The sequence below is a fragment of the Providencia sp. Marseille-Q8014 genome (genome assembly GCF_965112055.1).
On the sequence record NZ_CBCOPT010000001.1, the window covers coordinates 3,312,272 to 3,326,209 of the forward strand.

Sequence of the window (13,938 nt, forward strand, 5' to 3'; positions counted from 1 at the left end):
CTAGAGACCAAATCCATTAAAAACTAATAAATTTAAACCCGCAAATACTGGTATCGCTGCTGTTAGACTATCAATTCGGTCAAGAATTCCACCATGCCCCGGAATTAAATGACTACTGTCCTTAATGTCTGATTGGCGCTTAAACATACTTTCAGTCAAATCACCGAATACAGATACTACAACAACAATAATTGATGTAACTAGCAAATAATCCGGCATGACAGGGATTGGCGCGAATAAACTAAATAGCCAAGAGATGATACCTGCCGTGATTAAGCCACCGACTAATCCTTCCCACGTTTTACCGGGGGAGACTCTTGGTGCCATTTTATGGCGTCCCATCGTACGCCCAAATGCGTAGGCGCCAGAATCTGCGCCCCATACCAGCAACATAACATAGAGTAACCACCAAGCACCAAAGAAAGTGTCACTGTGGTAACCAATCGTTCTGAGTACCATCATCCCACAATAGAAAGGAATGATCGTTAACACACCAAATAGTAGGCGTATCACCACTGATTGACCCCATGTTTTTGCCGATGTCGGGAAAGTAACGACAAGCAAAATTGCCACAAGCCACCAAACAAGGCCAGCCCATAAACCATATAATATTAGCGGCTCATTCTCCAAATGTATCATGTCAGCAAAAGAGCATTGCATCGCCAATAACACGACAGCAAAAACAATCGCGAGGCCAATGCGTTTAGGTTGAGTACGCCAACCTGCAAATTGTGCCCATTCCCACGCCCCTAATGCACATACCGCGATCACCACATAACCAAAAGCAGCGGGTGACAGTAAAAAGAGCGCAGCAATGACCAGCGGTATTAACACTATCGCTGTTAGTAAACGATATTTCAGCACAATTGACCCCTTTTATTTAACGAGCTCATCATCTGACTCAGCCCCACCATAACGCCGCTCGCGTTGACTAAAAGCATTAATTGCATCCTGAAACACCATTTCATCAAAATCTGGCCACAGTACATTGGTGAAATAGAATTCCGCATAAGCAACCTGCCATAATAAAAAGTTACTGATACGATGTTCACCACCTGTCCTGATAACTAAATCAACATTATCTTGGTCATGCATGCATACATAACTATTGATTGTTTCTTCATTGATATCATCAATAGACAATTGCCCATTTTGCACGCGCTCAAAAATTTGCTTCATACTATTGGCAATATCCCAACGACCACCATAGTTTGCTGCAATATTTAACCTTAACCCAGTATTATTTGCAGTCAGTTCTTCGGCTTTTTGGATACGTTTTTGAAGGCGTTCACTAAATCGACTTTTATCACCAATAATCAATAATTTTACATTATTCTTATGCAGATTTTTGACTTCATTATCCAATGCAAAAACAAAAAGCTCCATCAGTGAACTGACTTCTTTTTCCGGCCGTCTCCAATTCTCACTACTAAAAGCATACAGTGTGAGTGAATTAATTTTATTTTTTACTGCAAAACGCACCGAATTACGCACAGACTCAACGCCAGCCTTATGCCCAGTTATTCTTAACTTACCTCGCTGTTTTGCCCAGCGCCCATTACCATCCATAATGATAGCAACATGCTTTGGCAACACTGAATTGGAGGAATTTTCACCACTAGAGTTCATTAAATAGTAATCCTTGTGTGCATAGCGTTGAGAATTCAGCATCATCATAACCGCTATTGTTGAATTTGCTGATAAGACACATCCTTAATTCTCCGCTAAATACTGACATTATCTTTCTTTTTTATAAGCGTCACATATTAAAGACTTATTGTGCTTATCAGCAACTAAATAAATCACATACTAGACTGAAAATGTCTGTCTGATTAATTGTTCAGCCTCACGACGCGCCTGATTATCGATGTCTAAGACCTCATCGATTGAAACAGGTTCAGATAAATGCAATTTTTCTAATGTAGCCAAGTTAATTTTTGCAATATCTGTGAAACGGATACGCCCTTCCAAAAAGGCTGCAACCGTTATTTCATTAGCGCCATTTAAAATTGTTGTAGCTGCCTGACCTTGATGGCATGCGTCGATAGCCAGTTTTAAGCAAGGATAACGTTGATAATCAGGCTGAACAAAAGTTAATGAAGATAGTTTAGAAAAATCTAACGGTTCGACCCCTGAAGAGATACGGCTCGGGTAAGCCATACTATAAGATATTGGTGTACACATATCGGGTGTACCTAACTGAGCAATCACACTGCCATCACGGTAACGCACCATAGAGTGAATAACTGACTGAGGATGGATGATCACTTCCATTTGCTGTTGAGATGCATTGAAGAAGTAGCAAGCCTCGATATATTCCAGACCTTTATTCATCATGGTTGCCGAATCAACAGAAATCTTACGCCCCATCGACCAATTAGGATGGTTGCAAGCCTCATCCGGTGTAACATTGTCTAAGTATGACAATGGTGTCTCTCTAAAAGGGCCACCGGAGCCTGTCAGGATAATACTTGATATTCCAGATGCAAAGAGATCAGCAAAGCCTAAATTCAATTGAATATTTTCAGGCAAACTCTGGAAAATCGCATTATGTTCACTGTCAATTGGAAAGACTGTTGCACCATGTTGACGAATCTCATTAAAGAATAGACGACCGCTGGTAATCAACGATTCCTTATTCGCTAATAAAATTCGTTTACCTTTGCGGATGGCGGCTAGTGTAGGTAAAAGCCCAGCAACTCCCGTAATCGCTGACATAACTTGGTCGGCGTCATCAAGACCGGCTAATTGAATAGCAGCTTCGCTTCCTGAGAGAACCTCTGTTTGGCAATTATTTTCAGACAAAATTGCACGTAGTGATTGTGCGGAGGCTTCATCGGCCATTGAGGCATATTGAGGTTGAAATTCAAGACATTGATGCGCCAGCTCAGTCACATTTCGGCCTGCAACCAACGCGACGATTTGGAATTTATCGCGATTATTTCTAACAACAGAAAGTGTGCTTTTACCAATTGACCCTGTTGATCCTAGAATAGTAAGACGTTTCATTATGCGGATGCTCTGTATTTACTCAATACTGAGATTATATCAGCTTGAAAGGGAAGAAAGGATTTTTATTAGATATTTTGATATGAATGAATAAAGCCATCAAAGATTTTTCTCTTGATGGCTTTATAAGCTACAGGATAGATTAAAATTCCATCAACTCAGCTTCTTTTTGCGCTAACGCCTCATCAACTTTCTTGATGTAGCCATCAGTCAGTTTTTGAATGTCATCTTGTGAGCGACGTTCATCATCTTCGCTGATTTCTTTGTCTTTCAACAATGCTTTAACTTTATCGTTAGCATCACGACGAACGTTACGTACAGCGATACGACCTTGTTCTGCTTCAGCGCGAACAACTTTGATCAGATCTTTACGACGTTCTTCCGTCAGTGGAGGAAGCGGAACACGAATAACGGTTCCAGCTGAAGATGGGTTTAAACCTAAATCCGATGCCATAATTGCTTTTTCGATCGCAGGTGACATTGAGCGATCAAAAACAGAAATAGCTAAAGTACGAGCATCTTCTACGGTGACGTTTGCTAATTGACGCAACGGTGTTGCCGCGCCATAGTAATCGACCATAATACCATCAAGTAAGCTTGGTGATGCGCGACCCGTACGCACTTTGCTGATTTGGTTTTTTAGTGCTTCAACGCTCTTTTCCATGCGGTCTTGAGCATCTTTTTTGATTTCATTAATCACGTTTTCAACCCTTAAGAACTGGTTATTAAAGGCTACTATGCAGCCTCGCTTAAATTTTCTGAATTTACATTAGATAATACAGTTAAACTCAGTTGATGTCTCTGAGTATTAATTGTGAGAAATCAGAGTTCCTTCATTTTCACCCATTACAACGCGGCGTAAAGCACCCGGTTTATTCATATTAAAAACACGGATAGGCAAGTTATGATCACGAGCTAGCGTAAATGCAGCCAAATCCATCACTTTTAATTCGCGCTCCAGCACTTCTTGATAAGTGAGAGTTTCGTACAGTACGGCATCTGGGTTCTTTGCAGGATCTGCTGAATAAACACCATCCACTTTTGTCGCTTTCAATACAACATCAGCTTCGATCTCAATACCACGTAAACAAGCAGCTGAGTCTGTTGTAAAGAATGGGTTTCCTGTTCCAGCAGAAAAAATGACAACACGGCCATGACGCAATAAACTAATAGCTTCAGCCCAGCTATAGTTATCACACACGCCGTTTAATGGGATAGCAGACATCAGTCTTGCATTCACATAAGCACGATGTAAAGCATCGCGCATGGCGAGCCCGTTCATCACAGTTGCCAACATTCCCATATGGTCACCGACCACACGATTCATGCCCGCCTGTGCCAAACCAGCTCCACGAAACAGGTTACCACCGCCAATAACGACACCGACCTGTATACCCAGTTCTATGAGTTCTTTAATTTCCTGAGCCATACGATCTAAAACGCTAGCATCGATTCCAAAACCTTCTGCGCCTTGTAAGGCTTCGCCACTGAGCTTAAGCAGGATACGCTGATAAACGGGTTTTGCACTGGTTGCCATGGTGTTCTGTCCTACACAGATAATTTATTGGGGTAACACACGTAGAATGGTTAAAAACAGCTTCTACGTACCTTAATGATTTAATTCGTTGTCTTACTTATGAGCGATATTAAAACAGAGCCGCCTATTGGCGGCTCCTTTAAAGCTGACGACTTATTTACTCATTGCAGCAACTTCTGCTGCGAAATCAGTTTCAACTTTCTCGATACCTTCACCCACTTCGAAACGGATGAAGTTAGTGACTTTCGCATTTTTCTCTTTCAGTAGGTCACCAACAGATTTGCTTGGGTCCATAACGAAAGGCTGGCCAGTCAGAGAGATTTCGCCAGTGAATTTGTTCATACGGCCAGTAACCATTTTTTCTGCGATTTCGCGTGGTTTACCTGACTGCATAGCGATGTCTAGCTGGATTTGATGCTCGTGAGCAACAACGTCAGCTGGTACATCGTCAGGAGTCACATATTCAGGCTTGCTTGCAGCAATGTGCATCGCGATGTGTTTCAGCAGTTCTTCGTCAGCACCTTCTGCTGCAACGAGAACACCGATACGTGCGCCGTGCAGGTAGCTACCAACTTGAGCACCTTCAAGGATCGCTACGCGGCGAATATTGATGTTTTCACCGATTTTAGCGACTAAAGCCGTACGAGCATCTTCGAATTTTGCTTTAACAGCTTCAACATCTGTATTTTTGTCAGCGATAACAGAAGCCATCACTTCTTTACCAAATGCCAAGAAGCCAGCATCTTTAGCAACAAAGTCAGTTTCACAGTTCAGTTCGATCAGAGCACCGCTTTTGCCATCAGCAAAAACTTCTGCAAGGATAACACCTTCAGCTGCTACACGGCCTGCTTTCTTAGCCGCTTTAGCCTGACCTGATTTACGCATATTGTCGATTGCTAATTCGATATCACCATTAGCTTCAACCAGCGCTTTTTTACATTCCATCATACCTGCGCCAGTACGTTCGCGCAGTTCTTTTACCAATGCAGCGGTAATTCCAGACATGTGATTTATTCCTCGATATACCTCATAGGAGAATCCCTACAAGGATCATTCTGATTCAGATAGATAAAAAAGGGGCCAGATAGGCCCCCTTCTAACCATATAGCAATACCTGGTTTATAAGGGCTCTTAATTAGAGCAGGCCTTATTATTCAGCTTCTACTAAGCCTTCTTCTGCTTGAACAGCCAGATCCTGAGAACGACCTTCACGAACGGCAGTAGCTACAGCGCTCAGATACAATTTGATTGCGCGGATTGCGTCATCGTTACCAGGGATAACGAAGTCGATACCGTCTGGATCAGAGTTAGTATCAACGATAGCAAATACTGGGATACCCAGGTTGTTTGCTTCTTTGATAGCAATGTGTTCGTGTTCTGCATCGATAACGAACAGAGCGTCAGGTAAACCGCCCATATCTTTGATACCGCCTAAGCTGTTTTCTAACTTACCAAGTTCACGAGAACGCATCAGCGCTTCTTTTTTGGTCAGTTTGTCGAAAGTACCATCTTGAGACTGAACTTCTAAATCTTTCAGGCGTTTGATTGACTGACGAACGGTTTTCCAGTTAGTCAGCATACCGCCTAACCAACGATGGTTAACGAAATACTGATCACAGCTGTTAGCAGCTTCTTGAACGGCTTCGCTTGCTGCACGTTTTGTACCAACAAACAGAATCTTGCCTTTACGAGAAGCAATTTTATTCAATTCAGCCAGAGCTTCGTTGAACATTGGAACAGTTTTTTCCAGGTTGATGATATGTACTTTGTTACGAGCGCCGAAAATGAATGGTTTCATTTTAGGGTTCCAGTAACGAGTCTGGTGACCAAAGTGTACGCCCGCTTGTAGCATATCGCGCATGGAAACAGTTGCCATTTAATACCTCTGTATTTAAGTAATTGGGGTTATGCCTCCACGAATCCCATAACACCGACTCTAAAGCTGCGCCTAAACGCATAAGAGCACCCCGGTGCATGTGTCGACCCGTGTGTGTTATACACAATTGAGTTTAGTTTACGGTATTCCAAAACTCTAATCAGATAAGCTTCTTGGCCTTAGACCGAATAACATTTCGAATAGATAATGGATTTCCGGCGCGCTTTATACCATAAATCGGATTAATAAGCCAACTTTTGTTGTTTTTTTACTGTGCAAAAAAACCTAATTAACGGGCTTGAATGGCTGGGTAGCCTGACCCAAAAGTGTCACTGATTTGATTTTTTATCTTCCCTATTTTTTGCAATTTGTGCTACCCAAAGCTCAAAATGATAAACCGACTAAGCCATCCAGCGTACCCTAAGCCTATGCCAAGCAGCTAAGAGACTTTGATGTTTAGTTGGCAGAAAATGCGGTGCCTGATACCATATAATCATCATTGATGTTGAATAAATGGCGCTATTACCCATTTATTGACCTTTTTTTATTTAAACTATGTCACCTACCAATTGCTGACATAAATGGACTGAATTCATGGCTATTATTATCAAAACTGAAGAAGATATTCAGAAAATGCGTGTTGCTGGTCGTCTAGCAGCGGAAGTACTCGAAATTATTGCCCCCCACGTGAAACCGGGCGTCAGTACGGGAGAGCTTGACCGTATCTGCCATCAACATATTGTCGATGTACAACAAGCCATTCCTGCTTGTTTGAACTACCACGGTTTCCCAAAATCAGTCTGTATTTCAGTTAATGATGTGATCTGTCATGGCATTCCTAGTGATGATAAAATCCTCAAAGACGGTGATGTCGTCAATATTGATGTAACTGTTATTAAAGAGGGTTTTCATGGCGATACCTCGAAAATGTTTATTGTTGGCAAGCCAACGATCCAAGGCGAACGTCTTTGCCACATCACTCAAGAAAGCCTCTATTTAGCACTACGCATGGTTAAACCGGGTATTCGCCTACGCACTTTAGGTAAAGCAATCCAAGAGTTTGTCGAGAAAAATGATTTCTCCGTGGTTCGTGAATATTGTGGTCATGGTATCGGTGAAGGCTTCCATGAAGAACCCCAAGTTTTGCACTACGATGCCGATGACAGCGGTGTTGTGCTGCAAAAAGGGATGGCCTTTACCATTGAACCTATGGTCAACGTTGGTGACTATCGCATCCGTACCATGAATGATGGTTGGACGGTAAAAACCAAAGATAGAAGCTGGTCTGCACAATATGAGCACACTCTCGTTGTGACCGACAACGGTTGTGAAATTATGACATTGCGTAAAGAAGAAGAGCCTTTTATCTCAGCGGTGTTAGTCAATGCTTAATGAATAATTAAATGAATTGTGGCATGCCATGCATATGGCAACGGCTGATGACCATGACATGTCACCTATTCATTTCCCCTACCAACGACTTCATGTGAAATAATTCAACTTCAGTCTGTTCATCCTCAACAATCCCCAGTAAGCTGTAAATTCCCCTGTTCAGGCTATCGATGCGGAAAGATAATGATGACACCTTCTCCTGTAGCGTTTTTATCACCTTCTTTATTTCAAGCTTCTGACCTTGAGCTACTTCGACTAAAACAACATGTAGAATCGTTCCATAATTACTTAGAAGAAGCCTTCAACCAAGGTGAATCCGCCATTGATTTGGTTCATGCCCGCAGTGATTACTTAGATGCCCTACTAACGCGTTTGTGGAAAGAGTATCAATTTGACCAACAACCAAATATGTCTTTAATTGCGGTTGGCGGATATGGTCGACATGAACTTCACCCGTTATCAGATATTGATATTTTAGTCTTAAGCGCAGCGCCCCTCGCTGACCACATTGCCCTGAAGGTTGGGCAATTTATTACACTTTTATGGGATCTAAAATTTGATATTGGCCATAGTGTGCGTTCGTTACAAGAGTGCATCGATGCTGGTATCGCCGATTTAACCGTCGCGACAAACCTGATTGAATCGCGCCTTATTTGTGGGGATATTGCGCTTTTTTTACGCCTACAAAAAACGATTTTCAGTGACAATTTTTGGCCATCAGCCACCTTTTTTGCCGCTAAGCAAGAAGAACAACAAGAACGTCATCAACGCTACCACAGTACCAGCTACAACCTAGAGCCTGATATTAAAAGTAGCCCCGGCGGCTTAAGGGATATCCATACCCTACTTTGGGTCGGTAGGCGCCATTTTGGCGCTACAACCGTTGATGAGATGGTTGGGTTTGGCTTTCTCACTGAGGAAGAGCGTCAAGAGCTGAAAGAGTGCCTTGCCTTTCTATGGAAAATTCGCTTTGCTTTGCATTTAGTCGTCAAACGTTACGACAACCGTCTTTTATTTGATCGTCAATTCAGTGTGGCGCGCTTGCTTGGATATCAAGGCGAAAAAAACCAACCCGTTGAATTAATGATGAAAGATTTTTATCGTGTTACTCGACGTGTTCGTGAACTCAATCAAATGTTATTGCAGCTGTTTGACGATGCCATTCTTGCACTTAACCCAGATGAAAAACCTCGTCCCCTTGATGAGCAATTTCAATTACGTGGCCCATTAATTGATGTCATTGATGATATGCTGTTTATTAAGCAGCCCGCAGCCATATTAAAAATGTTCTATTTGATGGCTCGCTACCCAAATATCACAGGAATTTATTCAACCACCTTACGTCAACTACGCTTTGCGAGACGTAATTTGACCGCCCCTTTATGTGAATTACCGGAAGCAAGACAACTATTCATTAAAATATTGCGCCACCCTAGAGCCATTAAAGGCGCATTTGTTCCAATGCATCTACATAGTGTTTTGAGCGCCTATACTCCGCTTTGGAGCAACATTGTCGGGCAAATGCAATTTGACCTTTTTCATGCTTATACTGTCGATGAGCACACCATCCGTGTATTACAAAAAATCGACAGCTTCACTCATGAAGAAAATCGTCGTAACCACCCTCTCTGCGTTAGCGTTTACCCTAAGCTATTACACCCTGAAACCTTGAGACTCGCGGCGCTATTTCACGATATTGCTAAGGGGCGTTCAGGCGATCATTCCGATTTGGGCGCTGAATTTGTGTATGAGTTTGCTTTACAACATAACTTTCCACAAAAAGAAGCGGAACTGGCGTGTTGGTTAGTTAAAAAGCATTTATTAATGTCGGTCACCGCACAGCGTAGAGATATCCAAGATCCTGATGTGATTAAACAATTTGCTCTGGAAGTCAAAACGGTTCCACGATTGAATTACTTAATGTGTTTAACCGTTGCAGATATTTGCGCAACGAACAGTACCCTATGGAATAGTTGGAAACAGAGCCTAATCCGTGAGCTGTTTCTTTCAACGGAACATCAACTCAATCAAGGTATGCAAAGCACACCTGATTTACGTGAACGTATTCGTCACCATCGTCATCAAGCATTGGCATTACTGCGCCAATCACCCATTAATGAAGAAAAGCTGAACAAATTATGGTCTCGGTGCCATGCCGATTATTTTCTACGGCACACTCCATCACAACTGGCTTGGCACGCTTGTCATTTATTAAAACATGATCTTGAGCAGCCTCTTGTATTGATTAGCACACAACCTAAACATGGTGGAACTGAAATTTTCATTTGGTGCCCAGATAAACCTCACCTATTTGCAGCGGTTGCTGGGGAACTTGATAGGCGCAATCTCAGTATTCATAGCGCACAAATTTTTACCAATAAAGATAATATGGCAATGGATACCTTTGTCGTATTGGAACCTAATGGTGCGCCATTATCGAAAGATAGGTATGAGCAAATCCGTAAAACGTTACTACACGCGGTTCAACAACCAGCTGTACCATTGCCTCAGACACGCACTCTACCTTCAAAACTACGTCACTTTACGGTTCCCACGAAAGTGAATTTTTTACATTCCACCAATGAACGTCGCAGTTATATGGAGTTATTTGCACTCGATCAACCTGGCCTACTCGCCCGAGTCGGTCATGTGCTGGCGCAGATGGAAATTTCACTGCATGGTGCTCGGATCACAACCATTGGCGAAAAGGTAGAGGATTTTTTCGTGCTGGCTGATAAAAATCACAAAGCTCTCGATAAAAAAATGCAACAAGAGTTATCAGAAAGGTTGACAGAAACCCTTAACTCGAAGGATAAATGATAGGCCATAAAGCAATATTATTACTCGTGTCCTTAAAGGGGAAAAACAATCAATGCAGCATTTACAAGCCATCATTGAACAAGCATTTGAAGACAGGGCTGCCATTACACCGTCTACGGTAACACCCGCTGTCCACCAAGCAGTTACAGAAACTATTGCCCTATTAGATAGTGGCAAACTTCGTGTCGCAGAAAAGATCGCTGGCGTTTGGGTCACCCACCAATGGCTGAAAAAAGCCGTATTACTTTCATTCCGCATTCATGACAATCAAGTGATTGATGGTGCTGAAAGCCGTTATTTTGACAAAGTTCCTATGAAGTTTACCGATTATGACCAAGCTCGTTTTGAGCGTGAAGGTTTCCGAGTCGTTCCGCCGGCAGCGGTTCGTCAAGGCGCTTATATTGCCAAAAATAGCGTATTGATGCCTTCTTATGTCAATATCGGTGCCTATGTTGATGAAGGGACAATGGTTGATACATGGGCTACAGTGGGTTCATGCGCTCAAATTGGTAAAAACGTCCATTTATCTGGAGGTGTGGGTATTGGTGGTGTGCTTGAGCCATTACAGGCAAACCCAACGATTATTGAAGATAACTGCTTTATAGGCGCTCGCTCTGAAGTTGTTGAAGGCGTCATTATCGAAGAAGGTTCTGTCATTTCAATGGGAGTTTATCTCGGTCAAAGCACAAAAATTTATGACCGTGAAACGGGTGAAATTCACTACGGACGTGTACCTGCTGGCTCAGTTGTTGTATCAGGCAACCTGCCATCTAAAGATGGTAGCTATAGCCTTTATTGCGCTGTTATCGTTAAGAAAGTCGATGAAAAAACCCGCGGTAAAGTCGGTATTAACGAGCTATTAAGAAGCATCGATTAATCCTTCCTCCCTATATGGCTAGAGAGAAAAAGACCTCCTCTACCCAATCTAAAAAATGATAGACCTCTTTTTCTTGTGAAGAGGGGTTTGTCAATTTTCTGATTTCGCGCATAATATTAGCTTAGCCATTGTCAGGCTTTTTAGCATATAAACTGTATGATTTTATTTTTTGCCTAGTAAAAGCGCTTATTACCTGCATATTGAAGTATTGTTGACTTTAATATTGGCGTTTTTAATTTATGCCCAAAATAGAATAATATTGTTCCAGTCGACAAGGCTATCGCTCTCTGTGTCTCTACAAATTTTGGTTTCCTATAATTCGGTGAATAACATGTATGATAATCTGAAAAGTTTAGGTATTAGCAATCCTCAAGACATTGATCGTTACACGCTACGCCAAGAAGCAAATAACGACATTTTGAAAATCTATTTTCGCAAAGATAAAGGGGAGTTTTTTGCGAAAAGCGTGAAATTTAAATATCCACGCCAACGCAAAACAGTCGCGGCAGCTGATGGCAGCAACAATTTCAAAGAAATTAACGAAATTAACTCTAATCTTCGCTATGCGATTGAAGAATTAGACCAAATTTGCAAAAACGACACTAATGATATCGACTTGAAACACAAAATTTTGGATGACTTACGCCATCTGGAACATGTCGTATCCAATAAAATTGCTGAAATTGAAGCTGACCTTGAAAAATTAACTCGCAAATAGTTTTTATACGCAAGTTTCAGATCGTTACTGCACCGAGAAATATTTTCACGGTGCAGACATTTACAACAATTCGCCCCAAGACTGAATCCACGGCTTAGCATATTCTTCTGGCACATCTTCTTCCATTGCGTCGATCAACAGCACATCGCCGATTCGCGTTCCTGATTGCTCAGTTAATAACTCATCAAAGCGTGTTCCCGCACCACAAAAGTTGTCATAACTACTGTCACCAAGCGCAATTACGCCGTAACGCAGTTCGGGTTGATAGCCTACAATATCTTGAATTTCATAAAATAATGGAGCTATCGTATCAGGTAAATCGCCTTGTCCTGTTGACGATGTTATGACTAATGCGATCCCTTCACCTGCATTATATTGTTGCCAATCACTCAATGTTGGCTCATCAAAAATAGTGACTTCGTGACCCTGTTGTTCCAATATTTCTTGAGCCGATTCCGCAACTGCTAAGGAGTTTCCATAAACAGTACCTACAAAAATACCAATTTTTGACACGAACACCTCCTATTAACTCAGTACCTACATGGATGGGTTCATCCCACTCATTCCCAGTTTATTAGCCTCATTTTGCCAGCCAAACTGATTTATCAATGACAACCATAACGCATCCCACTGCGCAACAAGTGATAGGCGTTCTCCGGTAATGGGATGATCTAATACTAACTGGGTGGCATGTAACATGAGCCGTGAAACGGCAAAATTTTCGCTGACACCGCGATTTTGACGCAAATCACCATGTTTACTGTCACCAATAATAGGGTGACGAATATGCGACATATGTCGCCTTAATTGATGTTTACGACCTGTTTCAGGTTTTAGCTCTAACAGGCTAAAGCGAGCTGTCGAATAACGCCCTATCGCAACGGGGCATTCTACTCGTGCAATTGGCAGGCAATGCGTAATACATTCCTGCAATGCAGGCTCTTTGGTTGCATGCTTATCTGCAATTTTATCCAATTGTTCAAGCAAGGGATAATCAATGGTTTGTGCTTCTTCAACATAGCCGCGAACCACGGCATGATAAATTTTTTCAATCTGATGTGACTCAAATTGCGTCGCCAACTGCCTCGCGACCTCACTTGAGAGGGCAAACAGTAACACCCCAGACGTCGGCCTATCAAGACGATGAACTGGATATACAAATTGGCCAATTTGATCACGTAAGGTCTGCATGACAAAAACCGTTTCTTTGCTGTCTAACCAGCTACGATGGACCAACATTCCGGCTGGCTTGTTCACCGCGACTATAAACTCATCTTGATAAATAATTTCTAACATCAATGAGTTACCTACCTGATTGGCTGTTAAAAAAACTATCTAACTCACGAAGATGCATAAGTAATAATTGATATTGTTCTTCTTCATCATGCTTATAAGCCTCTTCAAAATAAGGGGCAATAGCAAATGCGCTTGGTAAAACCGCGCCTTGCTCAATGATGGCATATAAACGCGGGATCAAGACCCATTGCAACCATTCAATCGCTTCCATCGTATCAATTGAAAAAGGCTCAGTGCTTTCAAATGCTTCAGGACTTGGCGGTAATTCCCGCCAAAGTGCTTTTGACTTCATTTCTTCTTCAATATGACAAAGCTTTTCAATGATACGTTGTTCAATATTCATATAAAAACTCACTTAATAAACGTAGTCTGAAATATACGGCATATTGCTCATTAATTCTGTCGTAAATATG

General features: G+C 42.0%; 14 protein-coding genes. 4 read left to right on the forward strand and 10 right to left on the reverse strand.

Translation table 11 applies throughout. The features are described from left to right. The 7 genes from cdsA to rpsB form a co-directional block, all read right to left on the reverse strand. A complete protein-coding gene (cdsA, locus tag ACWPW6_RS14685) occupies positions 1-864 on the reverse strand; it encodes a phosphatidate cytidylyltransferase (RefSeq protein WP_163862851.1) in 864 nt (287 codons plus the stop codon). Positions 865-876: 12 nt separating this feature from the next. Next, a complete protein-coding gene (gene uppS, locus ACWPW6_RS14690) occupies positions 877-1,629 on the reverse strand; it encodes a polyprenyl diphosphate synthase (RefSeq protein WP_154623756.1) in 753 nt (250 codons plus the stop codon). 180 nt (positions 1,630-1,809) lie between these two features. Next, a complete protein-coding gene (gene ispC / locus ACWPW6_RS14695; RefSeq protein ID WP_154623755.1) occupies positions 1,810-3,009 on the reverse strand; it encodes a 1-deoxy-D-xylulose-5-phosphate reductoisomerase in 1,200 nt (399 codons plus the stop codon). Positions 3,010-3,151: 142 nt separating this feature from the next. Then, positions 3,152-3,709, reverse strand: coding sequence for a ribosome recycling factor (gene frr / locus ACWPW6_RS14700; protein ID WP_163862852.1), 558 nt, complete (start codon positions 3,707-3,709; stop codon positions 3,152-3,154). 108 nt (positions 3,710-3,817) lie between these two features. After that, the gene (gene pyrH, locus ACWPW6_RS14705) at positions 3,818-4,546 is read right to left on the reverse strand and encodes a UMP kinase (protein ID WP_154623754.1); all 729 of its coding nucleotides are present in this window, start codon (positions 4,544-4,546) and stop codon (positions 3,818-3,820) included. A 153-nt stretch (positions 4,547-4,699) separates the two neighbouring features. Beyond that, on the reverse strand, positions 4,700-5,551 hold the full coding sequence (tsf, locus tag ACWPW6_RS14710) for a translation elongation factor Ts (RefSeq protein WP_154623753.1): 852 nt from the start codon (positions 5,549-5,551) through the stop codon (positions 4,700-4,702). Between the two features lie 145 nt (positions 5,552-5,696). Further along, entirely contained in the window at positions 5,697-6,422 is a 726-nt protein-coding gene (gene rpsB / locus ACWPW6_RS14715) for a 30S ribosomal protein S2 (RefSeq protein ID WP_154623752.1), read from the reverse strand. A gap of 594 nt (positions 6,423-7,016) precedes the next feature. Here rpsB and map point away from each other — a divergent pair. From map to ACWPW6_RS14735, 4 genes are all read left to right on the forward strand, one after another. Next, a complete protein-coding gene (map, locus tag ACWPW6_RS14720; RefSeq protein ID WP_163862853.1) occupies positions 7,017-7,814 on the forward strand; it encodes a type I methionyl aminopeptidase in 798 nt (265 codons plus the stop codon). A 183-nt stretch (positions 7,815-7,997) separates the two neighbouring features. Then, the gene (glnD, locus tag ACWPW6_RS14725) at positions 7,998-10,634 is read left to right on the forward strand and encodes a bifunctional uridylyltransferase/uridylyl-removing protein GlnD (RefSeq protein WP_154623750.1); all 2,637 of its coding nucleotides are present in this window, start codon (positions 7,998-8,000) and stop codon (positions 10,632-10,634) included. Positions 10,635-10,686: 52 nt separating this feature from the next. Continuing rightward, on the forward strand, positions 10,687-11,511 hold the full coding sequence (dapD, locus tag ACWPW6_RS14730) for a 2,3,4,5-tetrahydropyridine-2,6-dicarboxylate N-succinyltransferase (RefSeq protein ID WP_154623749.1): 825 nt from the start codon (positions 10,687-10,689) through the stop codon (positions 11,509-11,511). A 331-nt stretch (positions 11,512-11,842) separates the two neighbouring features. Further along, on the forward strand, positions 11,843-12,229 hold the full coding sequence (locus ACWPW6_RS14735) for a DUF3461 family protein (RefSeq protein ID WP_154623748.1): 387 nt from the start codon (positions 11,843-11,845) through the stop codon (positions 12,227-12,229). A gap of 60 nt (positions 12,230-12,289) precedes the next feature. Here ACWPW6_RS14735 and ACWPW6_RS14740 read toward each other — a convergent pair whose 3' ends face one another. The 3 genes from ACWPW6_RS14740 to ACWPW6_RS14750 are packed head-to-tail and all read right to left on the reverse strand — an operon-like array spanning position 12,290 to position 13,868. Continuing rightward, entirely contained in the window at positions 12,290-12,742 is a 453-nt protein-coding gene (locus ACWPW6_RS14740) for a flavodoxin (RefSeq protein ID WP_196713511.1), read from the reverse strand. A 24-nt stretch (positions 12,743-12,766) separates the two neighbouring features. After that, positions 12,767-13,525, reverse strand: a complete 759-nt coding sequence (gene truC / locus ACWPW6_RS14745) for a tRNA pseudouridine(65) synthase TruC (RefSeq protein ID WP_154623747.1) — start codon at positions 13,523-13,525, stop codon at positions 12,767-12,769. Positions 13,526-13,532: 7 nt separating this feature from the next. Beyond that, a complete protein-coding gene (locus ACWPW6_RS14750; RefSeq protein WP_154623746.1) occupies positions 13,533-13,868 on the reverse strand; it encodes a YqcC family protein in 336 nt (111 codons plus the stop codon). Between the last annotated feature and the right edge of the window lie 70 nt (positions 13,869-13,938).

Coding starts and splice junctions, on each gene's coding strand:
- rpsB (WP_154623752.1), bottom strand. CDS start 6,422: ATGGCAACTGTTTCCATGCGCGATATGCTACAAGCGGGCGTACACTTT.
- uppS (WP_154623756.1), bottom strand. CDS start 1,629: ATGAACTCTAGTGGTGAAAATTCCTCCAATTCAGTGTTGCCAAAGCAT.
- tsf (WP_154623753.1), bottom strand. CDS start 5,551: ATGTCTGGAATTACCGCTGCATTGGTAAAAGAACTGCGCGAACGTACT.
- glnD (WP_154623750.1), top strand. CDS start 7,998: ATGATGACACCTTCTCCTGTAGCGTTTTTATCACCTTCTTTATTTCAA.
- ACWPW6_RS14750 (WP_154623746.1), bottom strand. CDS start 13,868: ATGAATATTGAACAACGTATCATTGAAAAGCTTTGTCATATTGAAGAA.
- truC (WP_154623747.1), bottom strand. CDS start 13,525: ATGTTAGAAATTATTTATCAAGATGAGTTTATAGTCGCGGTGAACAAG.
- pyrH (WP_154623754.1), bottom strand. CDS start 4,546: ATGGCAACCAGTGCAAAACCCGTTTATCAGCGTATCCTGCTTAAGCTC.
- ACWPW6_RS14735 (WP_154623748.1), top strand. CDS start 11,843: ATGTATGATAATCTGAAAAGTTTAGGTATTAGCAATCCTCAAGACATT.
- map (WP_163862853.1), top strand. CDS start 7,017: ATGGCTATTATTATCAAAACTGAAGAAGATATTCAGAAAATGCGTGTT.
- dapD (WP_154623749.1), top strand. CDS start 10,687: ATGCAGCATTTACAAGCCATCATTGAACAAGCATTTGAAGACAGGGCT.
- ispC (WP_154623755.1), bottom strand. CDS start 3,009: ATGAAACGTCTTACTATTCTAGGATCAACAGGGTCAATTGGTAAAAGC.